Origin of the sequence: Corynebacterium sp. HMSC064E10 (assembly GCF_001812505.1) — a bacterium.
In the GTDB taxonomy this organism is placed as follows: domain Bacteria; phylum Actinomycetota; class Actinomycetes; order Mycobacteriales; family Mycobacteriaceae; genus Corynebacterium; species Corynebacterium amycolatum.
Genome location: NZ_KV809170.1, coordinates 68,582 through 94,341, shown reverse-complemented (window position 1 = coordinate 94,341; position 25,760 = coordinate 68,582). Strand labels below are relative to the sequence as shown.

21 protein-coding genes are annotated in these 25,760 nt (G+C 59.3%); 7 read left to right on the top strand and 14 right to left on the bottom strand.

All coding sequences use genetic code 11. The features are described 5' to 3' along the window. Nucleotides 1-76: 76 nt before the first annotated feature. The 5 genes from kdpB to HMPREF2860_RS00400 all read right to left on the bottom strand — a co-directional run bounded on the left by kdpB (nt 77) and on the right by HMPREF2860_RS00400 (nt 6,833). Nucleotides 77-2,185: a potassium-transporting ATPase subunit KdpB gene (kdpB, locus tag HMPREF2860_RS00420; RefSeq protein WP_070628432.1), complete on the bottom strand. Its 2,109-nt coding sequence runs from the start codon at nt 2,183-2,185 to the stop codon at nt 77-79. Beyond that, nucleotides 2,182-3,834 (bottom strand): potassium-transporting ATPase subunit KdpA, encoded by a 1,653-nt coding sequence (kdpA, locus tag HMPREF2860_RS00415; protein ID WP_070628431.1) that lies wholly within the window; start codon nt 3,832-3,834, stop codon nt 2,182-2,184. The genes kdpB and kdpA overlap by 4 nt, the downstream gene beginning before the upstream one ends. Then, nucleotides 3,831-3,923, bottom strand: coding sequence for a potassium-transporting ATPase subunit F (locus HMPREF2860_RS00410; RefSeq protein ID WP_016421618.1), 93 nt, complete (start codon nt 3,921-3,923; stop codon nt 3,831-3,833). Before HMPREF2860_RS00410 ends, kdpA begins: the two co-directional genes overlap by 4 nt. 677 nt (nt 3,924-4,600) lie before the next feature. Next, nucleotides 4,601-5,272 (bottom strand): YdhK family protein, encoded by a 672-nt coding sequence (locus HMPREF2860_RS00405; protein ID WP_080972903.1) that lies wholly within the window; start codon nt 5,270-5,272, stop codon nt 4,601-4,603. A 76-nt stretch (nt 5,273-5,348) separates the two neighbouring features. Further along, the gene (locus HMPREF2860_RS00400) at nt 5,349-6,833 is read right to left on the bottom strand and encodes a YeeE/YedE thiosulfate transporter family protein (protein ID WP_070628430.1); all 1,485 of its coding nucleotides are present in this window, start codon (nt 6,831-6,833) and stop codon (nt 5,349-5,351) included. Nucleotides 6,834-7,037: 204 nt separating this feature from the next. Here HMPREF2860_RS00400 and HMPREF2860_RS00395 point away from each other — a divergent pair, with 204 nt between their 5' ends. Then, nucleotides 7,038-8,048 carry a hypothetical protein gene (locus HMPREF2860_RS00395; protein ID WP_049181808.1) on the top strand — a complete coding sequence of 337 codons (1,011 nt, stop codon included), beginning with the start codon at nt 7,038-7,040 and terminating at the stop codon, nt 8,046-8,048. Here the strand turns inward: HMPREF2860_RS00395 and HMPREF2860_RS00390 are convergent. The 3 genes from HMPREF2860_RS00390 to betT all read right to left on the bottom strand — a co-directional run bounded on the left by HMPREF2860_RS00390 (nt 8,045) and on the right by betT (nt 12,764). Further along, a complete protein-coding gene (locus HMPREF2860_RS00390; protein ID WP_080972905.1) occupies nt 8,045-8,872 on the bottom strand; it encodes a CDP-alcohol phosphatidyltransferase family protein in 828 nt (275 codons plus the stop codon). The genes HMPREF2860_RS00395 and HMPREF2860_RS00390 overlap by 4 nt on opposite strands. 142 nt (nt 8,873-9,014) lie before the next feature. Beyond that, on the bottom strand, nt 9,015-10,583 hold the full coding sequence (locus HMPREF2860_RS00385; protein ID WP_070628429.1) for an aldehyde dehydrogenase family protein: 1,569 nt from the start codon (nt 10,581-10,583) through the stop codon (nt 9,015-9,017). Beyond that, nucleotides 10,584-12,764, bottom strand: a complete 2,181-nt coding sequence (gene betT, locus HMPREF2860_RS00380) for a choline BCCT transporter BetT (protein WP_070628428.1) — start codon at nt 12,762-12,764, stop codon at nt 10,584-10,586. Between the two features lie 348 nt (nt 12,765-13,112). On the opposite strand from betT, the gene betA reads away from it, so the two are divergent. Beyond that, nucleotides 13,113-14,852: a choline dehydrogenase gene (gene betA / locus HMPREF2860_RS00375; protein WP_049171795.1), complete on the top strand. Its 1,740-nt coding sequence runs from the start codon at nt 13,113-13,115 to the stop codon at nt 14,850-14,852. Between the two features lie 111 nt (nt 14,853-14,963). Further along, on the top strand, nt 14,964-16,070 hold the full coding sequence (locus HMPREF2860_RS00370) for an NAD(P)H-dependent flavin oxidoreductase (RefSeq protein WP_070605258.1): 1,107 nt from the start codon (nt 14,964-14,966) through the stop codon (nt 16,068-16,070). 115 nt (nt 16,071-16,185) lie between these two features. On the opposite strand, the gene HMPREF2860_RS00365 is transcribed toward HMPREF2860_RS00370, so the two are convergent. From HMPREF2860_RS00365 to HMPREF2860_RS00340, 6 genes are all read right to left on the bottom strand, one after another. Continuing rightward, nucleotides 16,186-17,382, bottom strand: a complete 1,197-nt coding sequence (locus HMPREF2860_RS00365) for a globin domain-containing protein (RefSeq protein ID WP_070628427.1) — start codon at nt 17,380-17,382, stop codon at nt 16,186-16,188. A 191-nt stretch (nt 17,383-17,573) separates the two neighbouring features. After that, nucleotides 17,574-18,047 (bottom strand): RrF2 family transcriptional regulator, encoded by a 474-nt coding sequence (locus tag HMPREF2860_RS00360; protein WP_070628426.1) that lies wholly within the window; start codon nt 18,045-18,047, stop codon nt 17,574-17,576. A gap of 112 nt (nt 18,048-18,159) precedes the next feature. After that, nucleotides 18,160-19,995 (bottom strand): phosphoenolpyruvate carboxykinase (GTP), encoded by a 1,836-nt coding sequence (locus HMPREF2860_RS00355; protein ID WP_038626917.1) that lies wholly within the window; start codon nt 19,993-19,995, stop codon nt 18,160-18,162. A 298-nt stretch (nt 19,996-20,293) separates the two neighbouring features. After that, the gene (locus tag HMPREF2860_RS00350) at nt 20,294-20,719 is read right to left on the bottom strand and encodes a DUF6802 family protein (RefSeq protein WP_070628425.1); all 426 of its coding nucleotides are present in this window, start codon (nt 20,717-20,719) and stop codon (nt 20,294-20,296) included. Between the two features lie 34 nt (nt 20,720-20,753). Then, the gene (locus HMPREF2860_RS00345) at nt 20,754-21,782 is read right to left on the bottom strand and encodes a hypothetical protein (protein WP_070628424.1); all 1,029 of its coding nucleotides are present in this window, start codon (nt 21,780-21,782) and stop codon (nt 20,754-20,756) included. Further along, entirely contained in the window at nt 21,764-22,306 is a 543-nt protein-coding gene (locus tag HMPREF2860_RS00340; RefSeq protein WP_070628423.1) for a hypothetical protein, read from the bottom strand. The genes HMPREF2860_RS00345 and HMPREF2860_RS00340 overlap by 19 nt, the downstream gene beginning before the upstream one ends. 324 nt (nt 22,307-22,630) lie before the next feature. Between HMPREF2860_RS00340 and trmB the strand changes: the two genes are divergently transcribed. From trmB to HMPREF2860_RS00320, 4 genes are all read left to right on the top strand, one after another. Next, the gene (gene trmB, locus HMPREF2860_RS00335) at nt 22,631-23,479 is read left to right on the top strand and encodes a tRNA (guanosine(46)-N7)-methyltransferase TrmB (RefSeq protein ID WP_239272130.1); all 849 of its coding nucleotides are present in this window, start codon (nt 22,631-22,633) and stop codon (nt 23,477-23,479) included. A gap of 4 nt (nt 23,480-23,483) precedes the next feature. After that, nucleotides 23,484-24,167 (top strand): NYN domain-containing protein, encoded by a 684-nt coding sequence (locus HMPREF2860_RS00330; RefSeq protein ID WP_070628421.1) that lies wholly within the window; start codon nt 23,484-23,486, stop codon nt 24,165-24,167. Between the two features lie 47 nt (nt 24,168-24,214). After that, nucleotides 24,215-25,258, top strand: a complete 1,044-nt coding sequence (locus tag HMPREF2860_RS00325; RefSeq protein ID WP_065422990.1) for a lysylphosphatidylglycerol synthase transmembrane domain-containing protein — start codon at nt 24,215-24,217, stop codon at nt 25,256-25,258. A 62-nt stretch (nt 25,259-25,320) separates the two neighbouring features. Further along, entirely contained in the window at nt 25,321-25,692 is a 372-nt protein-coding gene (locus HMPREF2860_RS00320) for a DUF3054 domain-containing protein (RefSeq protein WP_049181823.1), read from the top strand. Nucleotides 25,693-25,760: the final 68 nt, after the last annotated feature.

Below are 25,760 nucleotides of genomic sequence, written 5' to 3'. Positions count from 1 at the left end.
TCTCGATTCTTTTCACATGTTGCGAGATGCCAAGTGCTGTGCGCTGGCTGCGCCGTTTGGCGCGAGGCCAAGGCACTTACATCCCGAACACTCCGGAGAGCAGGAGGTCAATAATTTTGATGCCGACAAACGGTGCGATGATGCCACCGACACCGAAGATGAGCAGGTTGCGGCTCAGCAGTGAGGCAGCCGACCCGGCGCGGTACTTCACGCCCTTGAGAGCCAGCGGAATCAAGGCGACAATCACCAGCGCGTTGAAGATCACTGCAGACAGGATGGCGCTTTCCGGCGAATGCAGGTTCATGATGTTGAGCTTGTCCAGGCCAGGCAGCGCCGTGACGAACATGGCTGGAATGATGGCGAAGTACTTCGCCACGTCATTGGCAATGGAGAAGGTGGTCAGCGCACCGCGGGTAATCAGCAACTGCTTGCCGATTCCCACCACGTCAATGAGCTTGGTCGGATCCGAATCCAGGTCCACCATGTTGGCCGCTTCCTTCGCCGCCGACGTACCAGTGTTCATTGCCACGCCCACATCTGCCTGCGCCAATGCCGGTGCATCGTTGGTGCCGTCACCGGTCATGGCGACCAGGCGTCCCTTCGACTGCTCCTTGCGGATCAACTCTAGCTTCTGCTCCGGGGTGGCCTCAGCGAGCACATCGTCGACGCCGGCCTCCTTCGCAATCGCATGCGCCGTCACCGCATTGTCGCCCGTGATCATGACGGTACGAATGCCCATTTCACGCAGCTGATCGAAACGCTCACGCATGCCAGGCTTAACGACGTCCTTGAGATAAATAACACCCAGCACTCGTCCGGACTCACCGCTGGTTACTTCGTCGCCGCCAAATACCTCGGCGACCACCAGCGCGGTACCGCCCGCTTCCGAAATGCGCTGGACAATGCCATCGACCTCGGGCGGCACGGTGGCACCGATGCACTTCATCAGCTTCACAATCTCCATTGCGGCACCCTTGACTACCTTGCGTTTCTTCTCGCCGCCGGTAGCGGGGAACTCGATACCACTCATACGAGTCTGAGCGGTAAAGGGAATGAAGGTCGCATTGGCATAGACGGATTCGTCGATGCGTTCATTCGATTCGGTTTCCGCGAGCTCGACAATGGAGCGGCCCTCGGGGGTTTCGTCGGCAAGCGAAGAAAGCTGGCAGGCGTGTACCAATTCAGCGTGCGTGGTGTCGCCGACCTCGGAGAACTCCGCAGCCTGACGGTTACCGAAGGTGATGGTGCCGGTCTTGTCTAGCAGCAGCGTGGCGACGTCACCAGCGGCCTCAACCGCACGGCCCGACATGGCCAACACGTTGTGCTGAACCAGGCGGTCCATACCGGCGATACCAATAGCGGACAGCAGCGCGCCGATAGTGGTCGGGATCAGGCAGATCAGCAGTGCGACCAGTACCAATGGGTCCTGCTCAGCGCCGTTGAAGACAGCCATTGGTGCCAAGGCGATGACGACCATGAGGAAGATCAGGGTCAACACGTGCAGCAGGGAACCAAGTGCCAGCTCGTTCGGAGTCTTCTTGCGCTGTGCGCCTTCGACCAGACCAATCATGCGATCCATGAAGCTCTCACCGGGCATGGTGGTGACCTCGATGGCGATGGCGTCGGAAAGCACGCGTGTACCACCGGTGACCGCGCACCGATCACCGCCGGCCTCGCGGATGACCGGCGCGGACTCACCGGTAATGGCGGACTCATCGACACTGGCAGCGCCGACGATCACGTCGCCATCGGCGGGAATCGGCTCGCCGGCGGAGACGATGACGATGTCACCCGGAACCAGGTCCGTGGCCGCGACCTTGGTGGTCTGCGCGGCTGGGTTCTCCAGTGCTGCAGCGGCGTTGGCGCCGTTGTTGAGCTTGAAGGCATCAGAGGTGGTGCGCGAAGCGCGCAGCGATTCCGCCTGTGCCTTGCCGCGGCCCTCAGCGACGGCTTCCGCCAGCGTTGCAAAAAGTACCGTCAACCACAGCCACACCGTGATGGAAATACTGAACAGCGACGGGTGCGCAATGGCCAGGACCAGCGTAAATGCGGCACCGACTTCGACCAGGAACATCACCGGGGTGGCGATGAGCTGGCGCGGGTTCATCTTGCTCAGCGCCAGCGGCAGAGACGCTTTCAGTGCGCTGGGAGAAAATGCGGAAGATGCGTTGGAATTCTTGCTCATGACAGGGCCTCCGTCAGCGGACCTAGGACGAGGGTTGGTAGGAAGGTCAGGGCGCTGACGATGATTGCGATGGCAACGGTCAGGCCGACAAACTGCGGTCGGTGAGTTGGCAGGGTGCCAGCGGTCTCGGCGGCTGGTCGCTGCTTGGCGAAGTCACCAGCCAGACCCAGCACCATGACAATTGGAAGAAAGCGACCAAACAGCATGGCGAAACCGAGGCTCATGTTGAACCACGGGGTATCGGCACCGAAGCCCGCGAATGCCGAACCATTGTTGTTGGACGCACTGGTGAAGGCGTAAATCAGGTCGGAGAAACCGTGCGGTCCGTCAGCGGACACGGAGTCCAGCGTCGACGGCAGCATGGTGGAGATACCGACACCTGCCAGCACCAGCACTGGCATGACCAGGATGTAGAGGCAAATCTTGGTGATTTCCGAAACACCAATGCGCTTGCCCAGGTATTCCGGGGTACGGCCGACCATCAGGCCGGCGATGAATACGGTCAGGATGGCGATGATGAGCATGCCGTAGAGACCGGAGCCCACACCACCAGGGCTGATCTCGCCCAGCAGCATGTTCAGCATGAGCATGCCGCCTGCCAGTGGTGAGTAGCTGGAGTGGAAGCTGTCCACCGCGCCTGTCGACGTCATGGTGGTGGTCACCGCAAAGAAGGAACTCGGCAGCACGCCAAAGCGCATTTCCTTGCCCTCCATGCCGCCACCTTGGAAGGTCTGCAGCGCAGTCTCGCTGGACATAACGACAGCCAGAGAGATGAAGTAGAGCACCGCCATGGTGGACAGAATTGCCCAGCCCTGACGCTTGTCACCGATGATGACACCGAATGCCCTGGTCAACGAGACCGGAATCAACAGGATAAGGAAGATTTCCAGCATGTTGGTCCACGCATTCGGGTTTTCAAATGGATGCGCGGAGTTGGCGTTGAAGTAGCCACCGCCGTTGGTGCCCAATTCCTTGATGACCTCCTGCGATGCCACGGCACCGCTCGGGATAGTCTGGCTGCCGCCGGTGACAGTCTGGATAGTCTGTGGGGCCGAGAAATTCTGGATGGCACCCTGCGAAATCAGCAGAATTGCACCAATAGCGGCGATGGGCAGCAGCACTCGCAGGACGGTACGAGTCAGATCTACCCAGAAGTTGCCGATGTTGCCGTCACCGTGACGGTTGGCCAGGCCTCGGACCAGCGCCACCGCCACTGCAATACCGACTGCGGCGGAGACGAAGTTCTGAACTGCCAGGCCAGCCATCTGGGTTAGCACTGTCATGGCTTCTTCACCGGAGTAGGACTGCCAGTTGGTGTTGGTGGTAAACGACACCGCGGTGTTCCACGCCTGGTCCGGAGAAACTGGGCCCTTGCCGTGGTTGAGCGGTAGCCACTGCTGCACTCGCTGCAGCAGGTAGACGAAGATGACGCTGACAGCGGAGAAGCTCAACACACTGGCGGTGTACTTTGTCCAGTGCTGGTTGGCCTCTGGGCGCACACCGATGGCGCGGTAGAAACCGCGCTCAACACCCAAGTGTTTATCAGTGGTGAATACCCGCCCCATGTAATTGCCGAGCGGGATGTAAAGGATGGCCAGTGCGGCCATCACGATGATTACCGGGACAAATCCCATAATGACGTTGCTCACGAGAATCGCTCCGGATCAATCAGGGCGACCAGAACATAGCCCAATGCCGCCAAACCTAAAATGGCGCCGACGATCAATTCCCACGTCATAGTTTCTTCACCGCCTTTGCGCAGCCCTGCAGTAGCAGGAAGGCCGCAATGGTGAGTAGAAGAAGCAAAATGTCTACGAACATGACAGTTATAAAACACCCATACCTACTGCGGCGGGCACCTATTAACGCTTTTTTAACACCCGACTGAACTGGGGTTATGCGCTTAGAGATGCGCGAATGCACTTCTGATTAAGAAAGTGCCAATGCAGGTACGCGGCGAATTAATACCAGCTTCGGGGCTGAGTGGGCTGAGCAGGCGCACTGGTGTTGCCGACTTATCGATGGTTTTCCGTGACCTGTCGATGACTTCCCTTGTCTTATCGATGGTTTTCCGCCACTTATGCGCACGTTGTGGGGTCTACCTGAGCACTTGTCGATGCGTTATTCACTGATGGCCACGCTATAGCGCATCGACAGGTGAATAGCTCATCGACAAGTGGCCGACCGCCCCTGCCCCTCGCCGCCCCTGCCCTCGCCGGCCCCGTCCCCGCCGTCTCCGCCCCAGCCGGACCACGCGCTACCCGAAGGTTTTTGGACACGGAGCATAGGCGCGAAGCATAAAAAAAAACCGGGCACCACACTTCCTGCGTGATACCCGGTTTTAATGGATTGAGTTAGGCCGAAGCAACCGGCCCGAAGCAACCAACCTAGAAGTGGCTGACTAAGCCTGACTAGTTAGTCCTCCGGTGCGAGCTCGCTTTCGGTAACCCACTTGTGGTTCTTCATGGTCATGCCGTCTTCGTCGATATCAACCATATAGACCGGCTCCTGGGTGGAGTAATCAACAGTGCCCTTGGCGCCCTTCATGCCCGCCATGTGCTCGGCATTGATGGTGATCTCGGAGCCGTCGGCAAGCGGAGCCTCACCTGGGTTCTCCAGCTCCTCATGAACAACCCAACGGTGATCCTTCACCGGTTCACTGCCATCGGTCGGAGTGTAGGACACGGAGTACGTGGTGGTGTTGAAAACACCAACAACCTTGCCTTCTGCACCCTTCATGCCCGGCATGTGATCAGCCAGAACCTTCACTTCACTGCCGACCGGAAACTTCGCGTTGTCAGCCGGAGCCATTCCCTCGGGAGCCGGACCGCCATCGGCCGGGTGATCATGGCCAGCCATTGCATCGTCATCATGGTCGCCGTGCTCACCGTGGCCATCGGCATCGTCCATGTCATCCATGTCGCCCGTGTCCTCAGAGCTGGTTGCCGTTGCCGACGAGCTGGTCTCGCTAACAGTGCTGCTTGCTTCGGTATTAGTCGAATCATCGGAGGAGCAACCGGCCAGCGCAAGCACGCTGGCGGCACCTGCGGCTACAAGCGCATTAAGTGGTCGGATATTCTTTGCCATGGTCAAGCTCCTTTGTTGTTGATGTCAATCAATCTATGCCCTCACCCTACCGACGCTCCTCTAACGCCACCAGGACTTATCGCCCTCGGCGGACGGAAATCGTCCAACCAGCCTCGCCGGTCTGCTCGAAGTTGGTGACCTCGTGGCCATCCTTCGCAGCCCAGCGCGGAATCGCATCCGTGGCCTGGGTGCAGTCGAATGGAATCACCAGCTCCTCGCCGACCTCAATCTTGTTGATTGCATCCTTGGCCTCGATCAACGGGAATGGGCACACCGCGCCGACGGTGTCGAGCTCATAACGCCCGCCACCCAGCGGCTTTAGCTTGCCGTCATCCTGCTTGACGACGCTCCGGTCGAGCAACGCCACCGGAGCGACAGCAAAGGCACCCGCCAGCGGGGAGGCCTCGGTGCCAGCGGCACCGGCACCTTCGCTACCCGGCAGGGACACAGGAGAAGTAGCAGCCGAAGCGACCGGAGCCGCTGCCGATACCGCCGTGTCGTTGGTGGTGGAAGAGGTGCTCGGGACGTCGTTAAGCGAAGGTGCGGACGGCTTCAGCCAAAGCTTGGCGGCGATAGCGACACCTGCGGCGATGGACGCCAGCGCAAGCCAACCCTGGTAGCTGAACAGCGAGGTCTGGACCATGCCGTTGCCGACGGTGCAGCCGCCGGCCCACGCAGCGCCAACACCCATGAAGATGCCGCCGACGACGGAGCGAGCGCCCTGCGTAGCGTCCGGGACGCGGAGACGGAATTCGCCGGATGCCTTGGCGGCGATGAAGGAACCGACGAGGATGCCGAGGACGAGGAGGACGCCCCAGTCGAAACGCTCGGTGTCACCAGTGACAACGTAGTTAGCGAGGTTGGAGGACGGAGTGGTGATGCCGAGGCCATCGTTGCGGCCGGTGGCGGCGGACAGCGGCCATGCAATCACGCCCAGTACACCGACGATGGCGGCGGTGGCGTACACGTGCCAGGGCTTCTCAGCCAGGATGTGCGCGAGACCGGACTTACGCGGTGCCAGAGTTACCGGGCGCGGGCCGGAGAATTCTTCGCGCAGGAAGCGGACGGCGAAGTATGCCGTGACGGCGCTCAGCGCGATGACCAGTGGCCAAATGCTAATGCCGAGAGAGGCATGAATGCTGGTCAGGCCGACGGTGCGGTCCTTCAGGGAATTCTGCAGGCCATTGAGGAAGCCAGTCTTCATAGCAGCAGCGGATAGGGCGTAAAAGACCAGTGCGATCCAAGAGCCGATCAGGCCCTCACCCGAGCGGTACCAGGTACCCGAGGCACAGCCACCGGCCAGGACGATACCCAGCCCGAAGATAACACCACCGACGATAACGGCCACCGGTGCCAGTTCGTTGTATTCGGGAGTAATCACGCCGGCGCTGGTCAGTGCGGCCAGGCCGATGGCGTGGAAGGAAATAACAATCAGTAGCGCGACGAAGCCGCGCCAGCTGCGCTGAGTAAAGATATCGCGCAGGAAGCCGGTGACGCAGAAGCGTCCTCGCTGCATAACAAAGCCGAGCACGGCGCCCAGCGCTAGTCCTGAGATGAGCATGAAAGTAGTTCTCCTAAGTTTTGTGGACAAGCCCGCCATTTAAACCCTTATGAACAGACCTGTCTATTCGTGGGTTAGAAACTACTTCAATCACCGAAGAAAGTCCAACTTAACGGCGTTTTCGCAGAGCAGAGCACTTATCAATAGACAGACCGAACCGTATAGTTGCTGGTGATAAACGCAAGTTGTGGCAAGCTAAACACTATGAGCGCACAGAATTCAGCCCTGGCTGGGCACCAGCGGCTCCTTGCGATGCGCTCGATACTCGACCTGCCCTTTGCGCACGCTTTCACCCTTGACCCACAACTGGTCATTGACATCTCCGGCGTCGCCCGTCTCAGCGAGCTCAACGCCAAAAATGTCGCAATAGTCGACAGCTTGCGTTCACTCGCCCACACCAACGTGCAGGACTTTTATGCCATCGATGACGCGGCAGAAGCTCTAGGTACCGCCTTGCGAATGGCGATTTCCTCCCGACAGCTACTCTGGTTAAGCTCACTGCCCCACAGCGACGTGGAGAGGGTACGAAACATCCTCGGCGGCGACATCGTTCATGTGGTGGGCGAGGCACTGGCCGTCGATAAGCTCGATGACGATGTCCTGGAGCTTCCCGATGCCATGAAGCAACGCGGAGAACCACTGGTGCCCATCGCCATTTCGCCGACCGAGCTGGTGCAGACCTGGGCCCACGGTACGCGCGAGCAGCAAAAACTGCTGACGTACCTGATGGAGGGTACGAATACGCTGGTCATGCAGCACAAGAACCTGCATGCACTACGCAAAGTCGGAACCAAACTCATAGAGCGCAACCCCGTGTGGCGCCTGCTCTATAACCCGAAAGTGCTCGCGTATCTGGTGGTGATGGTTTACTCTTCGCTCCGCGCGCTACCTGTGGTTTTTGTCCCCGGATTCCACGGCAATGTCTGGGTGCTGTGGAGCATCGACATCATTACCGCTATCCCCTATACCTGGGGAATTGTCGAGATGATCACCGGCCGCTCATTCGGCCGAAGAATGCTGGGGCTCCTGATCACTCTAGTGACTTTCGTCTCGCCCTACGTCTACTTCTGGGCCAACGGGCGCGATTATCCGGTGTGGGTCACCATCTTTGTCATCGCGCTGATTGTCGCGGCGTGCGCCGTTGAATACGTTCGCTGGCTGCGCGACCGAGTCATCTATGAAATCCTGCGAAAACCACCCACCAGCGGCGGCTAGCGACCGCTGAGCGAGCGCCGCACTCCCCCAATAATCAGCCAGGCACCGGCGGCAACGTTCACAGCCACAAGCCCGTGAACTGCTGTACTGCTTAACGACGCTGCCGTCGTCTCACCTGCGATGAGAGTACCGGTCGAAATAATCCAGATGAACGTTGCGGCAATGTTGGCAATCCTGCCGCGTTCCACGCGGAATGGATGCGTGTAGTGCAGCGGCACCAGCGTCATTGCGCTGAAGATAAAGATTGCAGCGATGCACACCGCCATGGGCGCGTTCCATACCCACAGCAAAACCGCCACGATGTTCCACGCGGCGGGGAAACCAACGAAGTAGTAGTCGCCGGACTTGGCGGCTTCGTTGGCATAGCAGAACATCGATGACACCAGCACCAGGATTATCAGGGAAATTGCCAATGGACGTGGCCCCAGCGGCAGGTACATGACCATGAAAGCTGCGGGAATGGCGGTCCAGGTGAGATAGTCGACGATGTTGTCCACCACTGCGCCGTTAAACCACGGGACGACTTCCTTGATGTGATGTTTACGCGCCATATTGCCGTCGACACCATCGACGACAAGGGCAATGCCCAACCAGAGCCACATCCAATGTGGGCGACTCTCCAGCAGTGCGACCACAGCCAGCGTCGCCCACACCAAACCTGTCAGTGTGAAGGCATGCACCGCCCAAGCGATGACATGCTGACGCCGGGTGAAGCGGGTGAAGGTCGCAGCGGTGCTGGCAGCATCGGTGTTGGCAGTCGAGACAGCAGCGGAATTATCGGCAACAGCGGAACTGGCATTGTCGGAGCGGATAGTAGCGTTCACGGCAGATGTCCTTTAGAGAACAAAATGCGCACAACTGCAAACCTTTATCGCAGTTGTGCGCAGAGTCGATTTTTTCAATCGGTGAGTATAACGGCCGATGGGTCGTTTTCCCGTATTTTTGCTCGGGCTTGTGCCGAGTTATTTAACGACGATCCTCGAACCAACCGGTAACAGCCGGCGCTGTGTTCTCGTAGACCAGCTTGGCTTCGGTGTACTCTTCCAGGCCGGTCGGGCCCAGCTCGCGGCCAATACCGGACTGGCCGAAGCCACCCCATTCGGCCTGTGGCAGGTAGGGACCAAAGTCGTTAATCCAGACGGTGCCGTGGCGCAGCCCGCGGGAGACGCGCTCAGACACCTCACGGTTGGATGTCCACACCGCACCGGCCAGGCCGTATTCGGTGTCGTTGCCAATCTCGATGGCCTCGTCAACCGTGGTGAAGGTCTCCACCGTCACCACCGGGCCAAAGGCTTCGTCGTGAACGCAGTCCATATCGCGGGTGACCTGGTCAATCACGGTTGGGAGGTAGAAGTAGCCGTCGGCAAGCGAGGCGGAACCATCGGCGGTGGCGCCGGTGGCGATTTCGCCGCCCACGCGCACGCGCGCACCCTGCTCACGGGCCCGATCGACGTATGCCGCGACCTTATCCAGGTGCTGCTTGGAGATCAGCGCACCGGTCTCGGCCTTCTCGTCGAGCGGACCGCCGAGCTGGATGTGCCCGGCGCGCTCAACCAGATCGTCGACGAACTTCTCGGCGATGGACTCCTCCACCACCAAGCGAGCGCCCGCCGAGCAGACCTGACCGGAGTGCAGGAACGCAGCATTGAGGGCATTGTCCAAAGCAGCTTCGTAGTCAGCGTCGGCGAAGATGATGTTCGGGTTCTTGCCGCCGAGCTCAAGTGCAACCTTCTTCACGGACTTGGCTGCTTCACCAGCAATAATCTTGCCAGTGACAAGACCGCCAGTGAAGGAGACCATGTCCACCTTCGGATGCGAGGACAACGGTGCGCCCGCTTCGGCGCCAGCGCCGGTAATGAGGTTGGCAACACCTGCCGGAACACCCAGATCATCGATGACGTGCATGAGCAGAATTGCTGTGTGCGGAGTCAGCTCCGCCGGCTTGAGCACAAAGGTATTGCCCGTGGCCAGGCACGGTGCGACCTTCCATGCGGTCTGCAGCAGTGGGTAGTTCCACGGCGTGATCAGGCCACAGACACCGACAGGTTCACGCACAATACGCGCGACGACGGACGGGTCATCCGCATCCACGAGACGACCGGCATCATTGCCCGCGAGCTTACCGAAGTACTCGAAGCAGGCGATGATGTCATCCATATCGGCTGCCGCCTCAGGCAGGCGCTTGCCGGTATCCATAGCCTCTGCCCAGGCAAATTCATCCTTACGCTGCCTGATGGCAGCACCGATGTCGAGTACCAACCTGCTGCGCTCAGCTGTGCTCCAGGATGCCCAGGAACCTTCTCCGGTACGTCGGAAAGCAGCGTCGGCGGCGGCGATGGCGCGCTCGGTGTCGGTCGCGTCTGCTTCCGCAACTTCGGCGATGAAAGAGCCATCGGCCGGGCACTCAATAGTGCGAGTGTTGCCAGCGGCTGCAGCGGACCAGGCGCCGTTGATGAACAGCGTGGCCGCGCCTTCGTGGGATTTGGCGGTCTCGGGTGCGAGGGCCTTATCAGTAGTGGAAGGCTCAAAGGTCATTTAGGAATCCTCCTTGGCGTAGTCGTCAGACCATTCGCGGACAGGTTCGGCATTATCGGACAGATCTGAGGTGCCCGGGAGATCAGCCTGCATATGCAGGAACTCCAGGTGCCGTTCGTAGAGATCGAGGACATCGGAAATCAGCTGCTCTTGGGTGTAGCCGTAAACGTCGTAGCCAAGAGAGCCGGTCAGTGTGAATACCTCGAGGCGGTAGTAGTAAATGTCGGCATCACTGTCCAGGTGTACCAGGCCGGCAAAGGACGGCGTCAAGTGTTCAACCGGATAGACCTGGTATCGGAAGCTCATCTCCTCGCCGAATCCGACCTGCAGGTCAATCTGGTCGATGCCGACTTCTTCTGCTGGTTCACGGTGCAGCGTCACTTCACCGCCACGTTCCCTGATAGCATCTGCCACCTGTTCAAGTGCGGGCTGCACCACTCGGTCGAGGTAGCGCATGACTGGCTTCTTGCCCGGGAAGGACATGGAGCGGGCAAGTCGATTGCGCCAGTCGCCCTGTCGGCCATCTACGGCGCGGCCCGACATCGCCCCGTGGAGGGCTCGACGTGTCGAATCCTGTTGCAACAGCTCCAGTCGCAGCGACTTAAACAGGCCATACATCACCAGATAGATGACAAAGGCAAACGGCAGACCCATCACAATCGTTGCCGACTGCAGCGTCGGAATACCACCGACATAGAGCATGGAGATGGTCAGCACACCGACCACGACAGCCCAGAAAATACGGGTCCACTTCTTACCGTCCTGCTGTGTGTCGGTGATCTTCGAAGTGAAGTTACTCATCACCAGTGCCGCCGAGTCCGCCGAGGTGATGTAGAGCAACAGGCCAATCAGAGATGCGACTGCAGCCACCATCATCGGCGCCGGGTACTGCTCCAGCAGCAGGTAGAAGGCACGCTCCGGGTAATCCAGTGCAGTCTGGCCAAACTCCGAATCGCCATTGATGACCAGGTCCAGCGCCGAGTTACCGAATACCGACACCCACATCAGGACGAAGAGGAATGGAATGGTCAGCGTGCCGACGACAAACTGGCGCAGGCTACGGCCACGGGAAATACGGGCCAGGAACAAACCGACGAACGGTGCCCAGGCCACCCACCAAGCCCAGAAGAACAGGGTCCAGGAGTTCAACCATTCCTGTGCACCGGAGAACGCGTAAGTATCCATAGTCATGGACGGGAACTTCGAGACGTACTCACCGACGTTCATCACCAGTGCGTCAAACAGGAACGCAGTGCGGCCGGTAATCAGGATGTAGAGCATCAAGCAGATGGCCAGGCCAACGTTGAGCTCCGAGAGACGACGAATTCCCTTATCAACACCGGAAACTGCGGAGGCGATAGCCACCGATACAGCCACGACGATCAGAGCGATCTGCCAGGACGTACTCTCATCCACCCCGAACAGCACGCGCAGGCCGTAATTCAGCTGGACGACGCCGATACCGAGCGAGGTTGCGACACCGAAAACGGTACCCAGCATCGCCGCGATTTCGACTGCTTCACCAGCGGGGCCATGGATGCGCTTGCCGATAATCGGATAGAGCGCCGAACGAATGGTCAGCGGCATATTGAGGCGATAGGCGAAGTAGCCGAATGCCATACCCATCAGGGCGTAGAGTGCCCAACCGGTCACGCCATAGTGGAAAAGCGTGAACACCACTGCCTGACGTGCAGCTTCGATGGTCTCCGCGTCTCCGGTCGGCGGGCCATAAAACTGTGCCACCGGCTCCGCTACCGAGAAGAAGAGCAGGTCAATGCCGATACCCGCCGCAAAGAGCATAGAGGCCCAGGAGAACAGACCAAACTGAGGCTTGGCGTGATCGGGGCCGAGCTTAATCTGTCCCGTTCGCGAGATAGCGACGTAGAGCATGAAGAGCACTGCCACCGTCGCGGTCACAATATAGAACCAGCCGAAGTTCTTCGATACCCAGGCGACAATGCCAGCTAGGGTGTCCGCTGCATTGTCCGGGGCAAAAATAGCCCACAGGGCAATGGCAAGAATGCCAACACCTGAAATAATAAATACAGGCCAGTTGACCTCAGGCTCGGAGGTCACACTCGCTTGCGCTTGTTGTGGAGGGGCCGACTGCGATCGCTGCATTCCTTGCGACGATCCAGATTTTTCCTCCGTTACCTTCTCAGTTGGCGGAGTATCAGACATAGGAAAATCCTTCAGATTCGGGAACTAACCCAGCATACCTAGTTTGAATAATCCCTCAAGTTTAAGAATCGATTCAGAAGAATTCTCCAATACCAACATCAACACCTTCACCTGCATATTTACCCAGTTTTCAAGACGTTTAAAATCATTCCAACTGGAATTGAATACCAATTGTGTGGCATTCTATATAGGTGAAGGGGATTTGAGATACGCCTCCGGCCACTTATTCCAATATCAATATATAGGGCCCGCCTTTAAATATTACTTGGGGCTTATCGGGGCTTATCACAGTCCTTGAAAACCATTCCGATATACATCGGCAAACAACCTACGGAGGTACACCAGAACATGGGAGCTTTCCCGGCTGTCTTCAACTTCGGTAAAAAGAATGGCAACACCACAGTCGAACACCGCGACGTCGTCATCGTTGGCGCGGGCTCTGCCGGCTCTGTGCTGGCTAACCGGCTGTCCGCAGACCACACTCAGCAGGTGCTCGTACTCGAGGCCGGCCGCATGGACTCCCTCTGGGATCTCTACATTCACATGCCTTCGGCGTTCTCCTTCCCAATCGGTAACAAGTACTACGACTGGAAGTACGAATCCGAGCCGGAACCGGAGATGAACGGTCGCCGCATCTACCACGCCCGCGGCAAGGTCGTCGGCGGCTCCTCCTCCATCAACGGCCAAATTTACCAGCGCGGTAACCCCATGGACTACGACAAGTGGGGCGACACCAAGGGGCTGGAGAACTGGGGCTGGAACCACGTTCTGCCGTACTTCAAGCGCATGGAAAATGCGCTCGGCTCCGACAAGGACGACCCGCGCCGTGGCCACGACGGCCCACTGCGCATGAAGCGCGGTCCGGCCGATTCTCCGCTGTTCAAGGCCTTCTTCAAGTCTGTCCAGCAGGCCGGCTACAACTACACCCCGGACGTCAACGGCTACCGCCAGGAGGGCTTCGGTCCCTTCGACGCGAACATCGACAAGGGCCGTCGCCTCTCCGCTGCCCGCGCATACCTGCACCCAGCCCTGCAGCGTCCAAATCTGGAGCTCCGCACCCGCGCAGAAGCCACCCGCATCCTCTTCGAGGGCACCAAGGCCGTCGGCATCGAGTACACCTGGAAGGGTCGTACACACCAGGTGCGAGCAGACAAGGTCATCCTCTGCGGTGGCGCTTTCAACTCTCCGCAGCTGCTCGAGGTCTCCGGCGTTGGCGATGAGAAGATTCTGAATGCCGCCGGAGTGAACGTCGTCAAGCACCTGCCTGGTGTCGGCGAGAACCTGCAGGACCACCTGGAGGTCTACATTCAGTACAACGCCACCCAGCCGGTGTCTTCACAGCCGTACCTGGAGAAGTGGCGTTGGCCGTTCATCGGTCTGTGGTGGATGCTCACCCACAAGGGCCCGGTGGCAACGTCGCACTTCGAGGGTGGCGGTTTCGCGCGCTCCAACGACAACGAGCCCTACCCGAACCTGATGTTCCACTTCCTGCCGCTGGCCATGCGTTACGACGGCACGAAGATCGATAGCCCGCACGGTTTCCAGTTCCACGTTGGTCCGATGTACTCGGATGCCCGTGGCCATGTCCACATCACCTCCTCGGACATCAAGGTCAAGCCGTCGATCCTGTTCAACTACCTGTCCACTGATCAGGACCGCCGTGAATGGGTCGAGGCTGTGAAGGTCTCCCGTAAGTTGCTGGACACTCCGGCCATGAAGGAGTACACCGACGGCGAGATTTCCCCGGGTGCAGATGTGCAGACCGACGAGGAAATTCTCGAGTGGGTCCGCAAGGATGCCGAGACCGCCCTGCACCCATCCTGCACCTGCAAGATGGGGCCGGCCTCCGACGAGATGGCCGTGGTCGATCCGGAGACCATGCAGGTCCACGGCACCGAGGGCCTCTACGTGGTTGACGCTTCGGTCATGCCGGGCATCACCAACGGCAATATCTACGCACCGACTATGATGATTGCCGAAAAGGCCGCTGACCTCATCGCCGGCAAGACCCCGCTGGCACCGCAGGACATTCCGTTCTACCGCGCTGGCCAGGGTATGCCGCTGGATCCGCCGGAGAGCACCAAGTAGTTCTTGAGTTCTTGAGGCGGTAGCGCGGCGTCTATTGCGCAACGTCGTTCGTCGGCATTGGCCGGGTTCTCCCACGCGGGGGAATCCGGCCTTAGTGTTACTCTCGCCCCTATGAGCAGTACAACCTCGCAGACACTCGAAAACCTCCGACGCTCATCAATCATTTTGGCGCCGATGGCCGGTGGCCCATCCACGCCCGAACTCGTCGCTGCCGTTTCCAATGCTGGCGGGGTTGGCACCCTTGCCGCCGGATATCTCACTGTCGAAAAGCTCACTGAACAGGCACAGCAGACGTGCACACTGCTTGACGACGGCAAAGGTTTCGGCATCAACCTCTTCTGCCCCAACACGGCTGACGCCGGTGTCGGAACCTCAGAGGAGGAACTTGCTCAGTGGACCGCTTTTCGTAATCGTCTGGCGCCGGCTGCTGCCCACTTCGACATCGATTTGCCTGACACTCCGACCTGGTCAGATGACTACTTCTCGGCGAAAGTCGAGGCAATTCTCGCTGATGACTTTCTGCCCAATCCCGATGCCCTGAAGTTCGTCTCCTTTACCTTTGGCTACCCAGATAACGAGGTCATTGCTCAGGTAAAGGAATCTGGCCGCAGCGTGGTGCTCAATGCGACCTCAATTGAGGGCGTACGAGCGGCGGCTGCAGCTGGCGCTGATCGCATTGTCCTGCAAGGACTAGCTGCGGGTGGGCACCGCGCATTTGTGGAGGGGAAGGATTCGTCCGACAGCATTGGGGCCTCTGTAGAAGAGCTTGCCCAAGCAGTCACCGAAGCATGCGCAGTGACCGATGTACCTATCATCGCCGCTGGTGGGGTGGGTAACCGAGAGGACGTCGTCAAGCTTATGGAAGCCGGCGCGGTGGCTGTGCAAGTTGGCACACGGTTCCTCACCACCGCGGAGGCGGGTACGAAGGAGACGCACCGACGGGCACTGCGTGATTTGGTGGAGCGTGCCACCGTTTTGACTCACGTCTTTTCCGGTAAGCCTGCGCGTGCCATCGAGAACACGTTTACTCGGGAGTTTTCTAGGGTCGCGCCGGAGCTTTACCCGCAACTGCACTACTTGACCACGCCGATTCGCGGCGCGGCGAATAAGGCCGGCGATTCTGAATATCTCAACTTATGGGCAGGTATTGGGTTTGCGCAGTGCGAGGTTCAATATGCGGGCGAGGTTGTTGCGGAGCTTTCCGGCTTGGCCGAGTAATACGAAGCCGCCGATGCTACAAACTGCAAAATGACCAGCCCCGGACATATATCGCGGCTGGTCATTTGGCTTTATTTGTGACGACGACTTTTATGGCGACGGCGCGGTTGTGGCGTTAAGCGTCTAGCAGCCAATCGTTCGGGCTGAACAGCTCGAAGTGAACGTTATCGCGAGCAACACCGCGATCGGCGAGCTGCTGGCGAATGGCCTGCAGGAAGCCGTTGCCACCACAGAGGTAGAACTGAGCGCCCTCCGGCAGCTCCGCATCCGCCAGATTCATCAAATCCGGCTCGTACCACACCTGCTGGCGAGCATTGGCCAATGCGGCGACAGCATTGTTGCGCTCTGCGCGCAGGGCATCTGCGGTTTCTGCGCGGTCCGCGTGGAGAACGACAACATCACGCTTGGAATCGGCAGCCACCAGGGCATCCAGCATGCCGATCATGGGAGTGGCGCCAATACCTGCGGAAATAAGCACCACTGGGTCGTTTGATTTGGTGTCCAACACCAGGTCGCCTGCCGGCAGAGAAATCTCGATGGCATCGCCCGGCTGCACCTTTTCCCACAGCTGTGTGGAAACTTCGCCAGCCGGCAGGTCCTCGGAGGCATCGACACGACGAACCGCGAAGGTCAGAACACCTTCCTCGCCGCCGACCAGAGAGTATTGCCGTAGCTGGCCGGCGCCGTCCGGCATGGTCTGGCGCACAGAGATGTACTGTCCTGGGAGGTAGGAAACGGGGGTTTCGTCGTCAAGCTTGACGGAGAACACTGCGACGTCATCACCGCGCTCTTCACGGGAGACGACGTGAGCGGCGCGGAAGACATCGCCTGCTTCGACACCGAGGTCGTCATAGAGCCCCTTCTCGAAGTTGATGAGAACACGCTCCATCTCCAGGTAGACGGCATCCCACGCATCGCGGACAGCTCCCTGAAAGACCTCTGGGGTGAGGATTTCCTCGATGGCATCGAAGAGGTGCTTGTGTACGATTGGGTACTGCTCCGGCTTGATACCAACGGAGATGTGCTTGTGGCCGATGCGGGAAAGCAGTTCTTCCGGGGCGGGAGCATCTGGGTCGACCAGGGTAGCTGCGAAGGTAGCGACGGATGCCGCCAGCGCCTTCTGCTGAGCACCCTGCTTCTGGTTGCCGCGGTTGAAGGTATCGGCAATGAGCTCCGGGTGAGCAGCGAACATCCGGTTATAGAAGTTCGGCGTGATTTTCTCGATGTTGGCACCGACAACGGGCAGGGTTTGGGTGATGACTTCAGCCTGCTCTGGGGTCAGGCCGTTCTTGTTGACATTCAGGTTTGGCATGACTTCACAATAACACCATATTGCGCATTCCGTTTGCGTATTATCACCCAATGGTGTCCCTAACTACTCTATGCGGTTGAGTTTTACCCGTCTTGAACTGCACAAATGGCAATGTCGAAAACTTCACCAGAAAACTTCGACAGCACCATTTTTAGCTTTTTCAACCCGCGGTCAGGCCTTCAGCTCTGCACCTAAACCGGACGAATATTGAGCTGGGTACTCCCCTGCGGACCGCCTCCCTCGGGGCGATTGGCATCCACACCATTAGCCGATTTGGGCGGAATGAGATCAGCAATCAACACTGGATCCAGTGCGGCAAAGAACGCCTCCTGCGCAGCCGCTAACTTGCCACGCAACAGGCACGTCGGCAGTAATGGGCAGTCAGTGCCGACACAATCGACGACCTCGTTGTTTTCCAAAGTGCGCAGCAGCTTGCCGACGGATTTTTCCGTAGCCGAATCTCGCAGATAGATGCCACCATTGCGCCCCTTGACCGCTTCCAAGAAGCCGAGCTCCACAAGCCGCGAGACAACCTTGGAAACATGCGCGCGAGACGCATTGAGAGACTCCGCTACCTCGGCAGCGGTGTATTTGCGCCCCAGCTCCCCCATCGCCATCAAAGTGATGACACGCAGGCTCAAATCAGAGAAAAGCGTTAGTTGCATTGCGTGTCATCCTTCATCGTTGTACTGCACAAACCACCCCCTTGCCAGCCACTTCGGGCAACAAGGGGGTGGTTCTAGGTTCTAGCTTTTAGCAAGGCTAGCTAGCAAGATCTTAGTCCTGCAGGCTCTTCTCGATACGGGCCTTCAGAGCCTCGAACTCGTCCCAGACTTCCTGCGGAACGCGGTCGCCGAGGAACTTCAGCCACTCCTCGTTGTCCGGCAGGTCACCCTGCCACTTAGCAGCCGGTGCCTTCAGGGCTTCCTTGACATCGGCGAAGTCGATGTCCAGGCCAGTCAGGTCCAGGTCCTCTGCCTTAGCGGTGTGACCAACAACGGTCTCCTTGGCGCCAACACGGCCCTCAATGCGGTCGATGATCCACTTGAGAACGCGAGAGTTGTCACCGAAGCCCGGCCACAGGAAGCGGCCGTCTTCGCCACGGCGGAACCAGTTAACCAGGAAGACCTCTGGCATCTTGTCGCCGCCCTTGGCGCCCATGTCAATCCAGTGCTGCAGGTAGTCACCGACGTTGTAGCCAATGAACGGCAGCATTGCCATCGGGTCGTGGCGCAGGGAGCCGACCTTGGCCTCAGCGGAAGCAGCGGTCTGGCCGGAAGCCAGGGTTGCACCGATGAAGGTTGCGTGGTTCCAGGACAGTGCCTGGGTCACCAGCGGCACAGTGTCCGGGCGGCGGCCACCGAACAGGATGGCGTCGATCGGGACACCCTGCGGGTCGTCGTACTCCGGTGCGGCGACCGGGCACTGCGAGATCGGGGTGCAGTAACGGGAGTTCGGGTGCGAGGACAGCTCGTCGGAATCCGGAGTCCAGTCATTGCCCTTCCAGTCAATGAGGTGATCCGGCTTGCCTTCCATGCCTTCCCACCAGACGTCACCATCGTCGGTCAGTGCGACGTTGGTGAACAGGGTGTTACCGGCCTCCATGGTCTTCATGGCGTTCGGGTTGGAGGAGTAGTTGGTGCCCGGCGCAACACCGAAGAAGCCGTTCTCCGGGTTAACAGCGTACAGGCGACCGTCCTCACCAAACTTCAGCCATGCAATGTCGTCGCCGACGACCTCGGCCTTCCAGCCCTCGATGGTCGGAGTCAGCATAGCCAGGTTGGTCTTACCACATGCAGACGGGAATGCAGCGGCGATGTGGTAGGCCTTGCCCTCCGGATTGGTGAGCTTCAGGATGAGCATGTGCTCAGCCATCCAGCCCTCTTCCTTGGCCATGACCGAAGCGATACGCAGTGCGTAGCACTTCTTGGCCAGGATGGCGTTTCCGCCGTAGCCGGAACCGTAGGACCAAATCTCCTTGGTCTCCGGGAACTGGGTGATGTACTTCTCATCGTTGCACGGCCATGCAACGTCCTCCTGGCCCTCCTCCAGCGGAGCGCCAACGGAGTGCAGAGCGTGGACGAAGTCTCCGTCCGGGCCAATCTTGTCCAGGGCATCCTGACCCATGCGGGTCATGATTCGCATAGAGAGAACCACGTACTCCGAGTCGGTCAGCTGAACACCCAGCTTCGGCTCCGGGTCGGTGATCGGACCCATGCAGAACGGAACGACGAACATGGTGCGGCCCTTCATGGAACCGCGGTAGTGCTCGGTCATTTCCTTCTTCAGCTCGACCGGATCCGCCCAGTTGTTGGTCGGGCCAGCGTCCTCTTCCTTTTCAGAAGCGATGAACGTGCGGGACTCCACACGAGCAACGTCCTTCGGGTTAGAGCGGGCAAGGAAAGAGTTCGGGCGCTTTTCCTCATTCAGCTTGATAAGAGTTCCCTTATCAACCAGGTCCTGGGTAAGGCGGTTCCACTCTTCTTCCGAGCCATCAGCAAAGACAACCTTGTCTGGCTGGGTCAGTTCTACGACCTCAGCAATCCAGCGCAGCAGTTCGGCGTTCTCGGTCGGGGCCTGGCCCTCGAGACCAGGAATAGAAGGTGCGGACATCAGTTCTCCTGACTCATTGATTCGCGTCTTAATTTAAGGCTACCGGGGGATACCGAAAGTTGCCGGGCCCCACATCGACAATCTGCTCGTTCCCGCATTTGCAAGCCGTTACATCACAGCTTTACAACAATTAATTTTCCTCGCCCCATTCTTGCGACCTGTTCATTTACGGCCATAACCAGTGAATAAGGCCAGCCTCACCACATAAATTGACAACCATTAACCCCTTGGGGGCAGTTACCCCCATTTGTAAGCAACCGAGACACGGGTACCCCCGCGCGCAGTGGTTCCAAAGTCGTTAGTCCCAGCTGCCCCGAGCGGATTGCTCCCATGAGTACGCATCCCACTTCCCCGCGACTGATGCCGGTTCCACCGCTGCTCCGCCCATCGCGTCAGCAGCCCTCACATCATCGCTGCTCCAAGACTCCCAAGTGCCGTCAAAACGGACCGTCGTAACGTGATCCACCGTGCCGTCACCGTCTAAATCCGAATAGATTGACAACCCGGAGTCGTCGGCAAGCGTAATTGACCCCTCGTCGTCGCCGAGGTCGTAGAGCTGCCCATCGACCTCCACGACCAACCCGGCGCCACCAACGTCCGCAGACTGCCCATCAATCGGCGTCGCCGCCTCCAAACCACACGGCGTAGCGGGCGAACGCACCTCCACCCCGCCCTCGGACGCGGGTTGGTCGGAAAAGTACTGCAGTAATGAAAACTCATCCATCGTGATATCCCCCTATTTCTCTTGGCTGTCACGGCTATCGTGCAGGCGCTCCGGTGTACTCCGCCAGCTGCTCTATTCGCCATCCCGGACCCCGCGCACCAAGGGCCTCGCGCACCGCCATCTCCACGGACTGTGTCCATTTTCGCCGCAGATGGGCGAGGTAATTTGCCCGCCACTGCGCGGTGCGTTGGCGTGCGTTACGACGAATCGTTGCGCCCACCGCCACCACCGCAACGCCGAGGCCTATTGCAAGTGCGGCCAGCTGCGCCGCAAGCGTCGGCACCCCAACCCACATCATCCCCCCGTGGACGACCCGCACTGCGCCGACCGCCACGCCGAGCGAGGCTACCGCCACCAGCGCATCCATGGCATAACTGGGGCGAGCCGGACTTTCTGGAGCGGGCACCGGGATTTCCACATGAAGGCCCAATTCGTCGCCACCCCGCTGCTGCAGCCGCGTCGCTGCAATTTCGGCACGGCCCTGAAGTTCCGCTTGGTCACCCGCGGGGCCGTCAGCCACTTCCTGGAGCGCATCCCGCACTGCACTCTCAGCTACCAACTGCATCTTCCGCTGCAATCGCGCCGCCGCCCCGGCTCCGCGCGATCGCTCCTGCGCCAGCTGAGCTCGCACGTTTCGAGCCCGGCGCGCACTCAGTGTTTCCCCCGAGTTTCTGGGCGGGCCTTCTGCCAGCAGAACCAGGGTTCTGGCCATTCTCTCGTCCAGCGCTCCCATCGGGATTGTGCTGTCGATTTCCTGGCGCCAGGCCTCGGCATACTCACCATTGCCAATCAGGCCAACTGCAACGCGGCCGGTGGCCTGGCTAATTGCTGCAACCGTGCTGACGCACTCCCGCGTGGGCTGCACCTCGCTGTCTGCAACATAGAGCACGACGGCGCTGCGTTTATCCACAAACTCCAGCCGACGTGGCGGCGTCGCAGTGTCAACGATCTGCGAGAAGTCCGCGCGGTCCGCCGCGTCCCCGGCTTTGGTGACAAGAAGCGGTGGCTGCTCAGACCCCTCCGCCGAGACCGGGCGTGGCTCAACTACGTCCGGTGTTGCCATAGCAACTCCTCCAGGCTGTCTCTAGCCGCGGGAAAGGCTGCCGCGATCTCAGTCAACTGCACTGCGAGTAGCCCGTCATCATCGCGTGATTCGTCTTCCGCACCGTAGCGTTCAGCAATCTTCCGCAACGCGGAGCTGAACAAAAAGGTGTGTTCAGCTGTCTCGTTTGTGGAGATGTCGCAGTACTCGTCGGCAAGCGAATGGCGAATCGGTTGTTGCTCGATGACCAGCGCGACAGGGGCGGACAGCTTGTCGGCCAGCTCCGCGTGACATTGCGAAAATGCCTCGCGCACAGCGGTTTCGCGCACGCCCCTGCGCAATCGCGCGCAGATTATCGGTGGCCGTTTCTCGCGCTCAAGCGCCTTGGCGACGCACACCTCCGCGCCGCTCGTGTTAGCGGTGTCCGAGTGCGCGGCCTGCCGTGATGACAGCCAGTCCACCACAGCAGCGCGCAACGACGACGATGTAGATCCCGTTGACGGCTGTGTTGTTTCCGTGACATCAGTTGCGGAAATAAGGTCCATCCGGCCTAGTCCCCTCCCATAAATCCCCTGCGTGGTTTAGTTAAAACCTGCGTAACCCCCATACGGCCCGTGAGCCAGATTCCGCGCCCTGAAACGCTGCGCTAGGCAGACCCCAAGCGCCGCTTCAACCAACGAATAAGCGCGGCTTCGCGTTCAGCCTACAGCGGACCGCGGATTCGGCAAGTCGACAAAACAAATTGCCCCGCCGTGCCGCCAGTTCAGGACGACGCGGCATCGTCAACCGGTGTGAAACCGCCAGGACAACAACAAAAATCCTAGGGGCAATGATTGGATAGTTGGCCGATGTCGTGGACAATAGGGAACGTGACTACTTCTGATTTTTCTGAAAATATCGAACAGCCTGCGGTTTCGCAGGAATCCGAACCATCGCCAACTCGTGCAGACGAGCAGGCGGAGCAACCGCATGAGCGCCAGCCGAAGAAGGGCGAATTGCCTTCAGGTCGTCCGGAAAAGACCCAATTCGACGATGGTCTTGACTACCCGCGCATCGGCAATCTGTCCTTCCGCCGAGGCACTTTGACTCCCAACCAAGAAAAGATCTGGGAAGATAACTGGGACACTTACGGCAAGGTCCTCTCCGACGAGGTCATCGACGTGGAGGAATGGTTCGGCCGCAAGGGACCGACCATCGTCGAGATCGGCTGCGGCACCGGCACGTCCACCGTGGCTATGGCTCCGCAAGAACCGGACCACAACATCATCGCCGTTGAGCTTTACCGCCCTGGCCTGGCGAAACTGCTCTCCGCCACCGTGCGCAATGAGGTGTCGAACATCCGCATGGTCCGCGGCGACGGCGTCGAGGTCCTGCAGCGCATGATCGAGCCGGAGTCGCTGGCCGGCGTGCGCCTGTTCTTCCCGGATCCGTGGCCGAAGGCACGCCACCACAAGCGCCGCATTGTGCAGTCCGGCACGTTGCGCCTAATTTCTTCGCGTCTGAAGCCCGGCGGCATTTTCCACGCCGCCACCGACCATGCGGACTACGCAGAGTGGATTGAGGAACTCCGCGAGGTCGAGCCGACGCTCGAGCCTATCGCCTGGCCCTGGCCGGAATCCCCCATGCTTCTCGACCGACCGACGACCAAGTTCGAAGCCCGCGGCCTGAACCTCGACCACGACATCCACGAGTTCATCTGGCGCAAGAAAGAGGCATAGGAACATGAGCACTACCCAAAACACCTCTGCCAGCTACAACACCACCGAGACGCACCCCACCGCACTGCTCGTGTGGGATGCCCCGAACTTGGACATGGGGCTCGGCGCCATTTTGGGATCCCGCCCGACCGCCGCGCACCGCCCGCGCTTCGACGCCGTGGGCAAATGGCTTATCGACGAAGCCGAGCGCGTATCCCACAAAATCGGTTCCGATGTCCTCCCCGAGGCCACGGTGTTCACCAACGTCAACCCGGGCTCAGCGGAGATTGTCCGCCCCTGGGTCGAGGCTCTGCGCAATGTCGGTTTCGCGGTCTTCGCAAAGCCGAAGATCGAAGAGGACACCGACGTTGACCCGGACATGATTGCGCACATCCAAAGGCGTTACGACGAAGGCGTGTTGCGCAGTGTCGTCGTTGCGTCCGCCGATGGCCAGAACTTCCAAGAGCTGCTGGAAAAGCTCGCATCCGAGGGGATTCCGGTAACCGTCATCGGTTTTCACGAGCATGCTTCCTGGGCGCTGGCCTCCGATGCGATTCGCTTCGTTGACCTGGAGGAAATCAAGGGCGTCTTCCGTGAGCCGCTACCCCGTATCGACCTCGACCGCCTACCGGATGGCGGTGCGTGGCTGCAGCCGTTCCGTCCGCTCACGTCGTTGCTCAAAGAGCGCGACGGTAAGAACGACGTCTAGGGAGACCACCGCCGCGACGAACAGGAAGACGAACAGGCTTCTTTTTTATGTCACGACTTAAAAATGTCCTCAAAACCGGCAATTCGAGCTGGCTACGATCGATAATCCTCGTACCCCTCGTGATTGTCGGTATCGTCCTGACGGTAAGAAACTGGGACAGTGTCGTCCAAGGGCTGCACATTCTTGCAGATGTTGACGCTAAGTGGCTGTTCATCTCCATTTTTTCCGTGGCTTTTTCGCTCTACGCGATGGCGGAAGTGATGCGTCTGCTGTTGCGAGCTGGAGGCGTAAAAGCAGCCACTCGCCGCAGCACCAATGCGTTAACCCTCGCATCCAACGCGTGGGCGGTCACCGTTCCCGGTGGTGCTGCATTTTCCACGGCGCTGCAGATTAAGCGCATGATGCAGTGGGGCGCATCCGCGGTCCTTGTCAGCTGGTTCGTGCTTTTTTCGGGTGCGCTGTCGTTTTTAGGTCTGGCATTTCTGGGGCTTGGCAGCCTCTTCTTCGTAGGGCAAGGCGGCACGACCGCAGTGCTCATCGCTATGGCAATTGTGGTGTTACTAGCCACCATTTTGCTGTGGCGGATTTCGCAGAACCCAGCTTTCCTCAACAAGGCGGGTGCATGGTGTCTACGTGTCTTTAACAAGATTCGAAAGAAGCCCGCAGACACCGATGTCGACCGACTTGAAGAGTCCATCAAACAGCTGACCAGCGTGAAGTTGCCCGTGCAAACTTTAGCTCTTTCCTTCACCTGGTCCTTTATCAACTGGGTCGCGGAAATTGTCTGTCTCTACGCCGCCATCCGGGCCGTTGGTGTCGATGACATCTCCGCTACGAAGGTGCTGCTGGCCTTCGTAACCGGCAAGCTCGCGGGTTTCATCCAGGCCACACCGGGCGGCATCGGCACTGTCGAGGCCGCTTTGACTGCGGCTCTCATCGCAGGCGGCACCACCGGCGCCGAGGCTTTTGCAGCGGTGCTGGTCTACCGCATCGTTTCCTTCGTCCTGGTGGCAATTGTGGGCTGGATTATCTACGCCCTCGGCTTCGACCACAAGGATCAGTCCGAGCATCAGCCTGTCGCTGACCGCTAATGGCTTCCTCGCCGCTGGTCGCTGGTCACCCACCGATCTGAGGGGTCGCTAGACTAAGAAGCATGAACACACGCGTATCGACGTTCTTGATTGACATCCTCGCCATCTTTATTTTCGCCGTGTTAGCGCGCCTGGCTCACAACACTCCCGAGGATCCTTTTACCTTCATCAATATCCTCGATACCTGGTGGCCGTTCGCAATCGGTGTCCTCCTGGGAACCGCGCTGACTAAGAATGAGCCGAACCCGCGTGCAGTGAGTTCAGGCGCAATTGTGTGGCTCGGTACTGTCGTCGTCGGCCTCGCTGTGTGGGCCACCCGCAATTCGGCAGTCCCGCACTGGTCCTTCATTCTGGTCGCCTCAGTCATGAGCGCCTTGCTGCTGCTGGGTTGGCGAGCAGCGTCGAATGCGGTTGCTCGTAAGTCTCTGGACTAAGCCTTCGGACCCGTTCCTAACCCTTCGGTTTAGTTCACTGACTAAATCTGGTTTTTAATTTTTGCGCT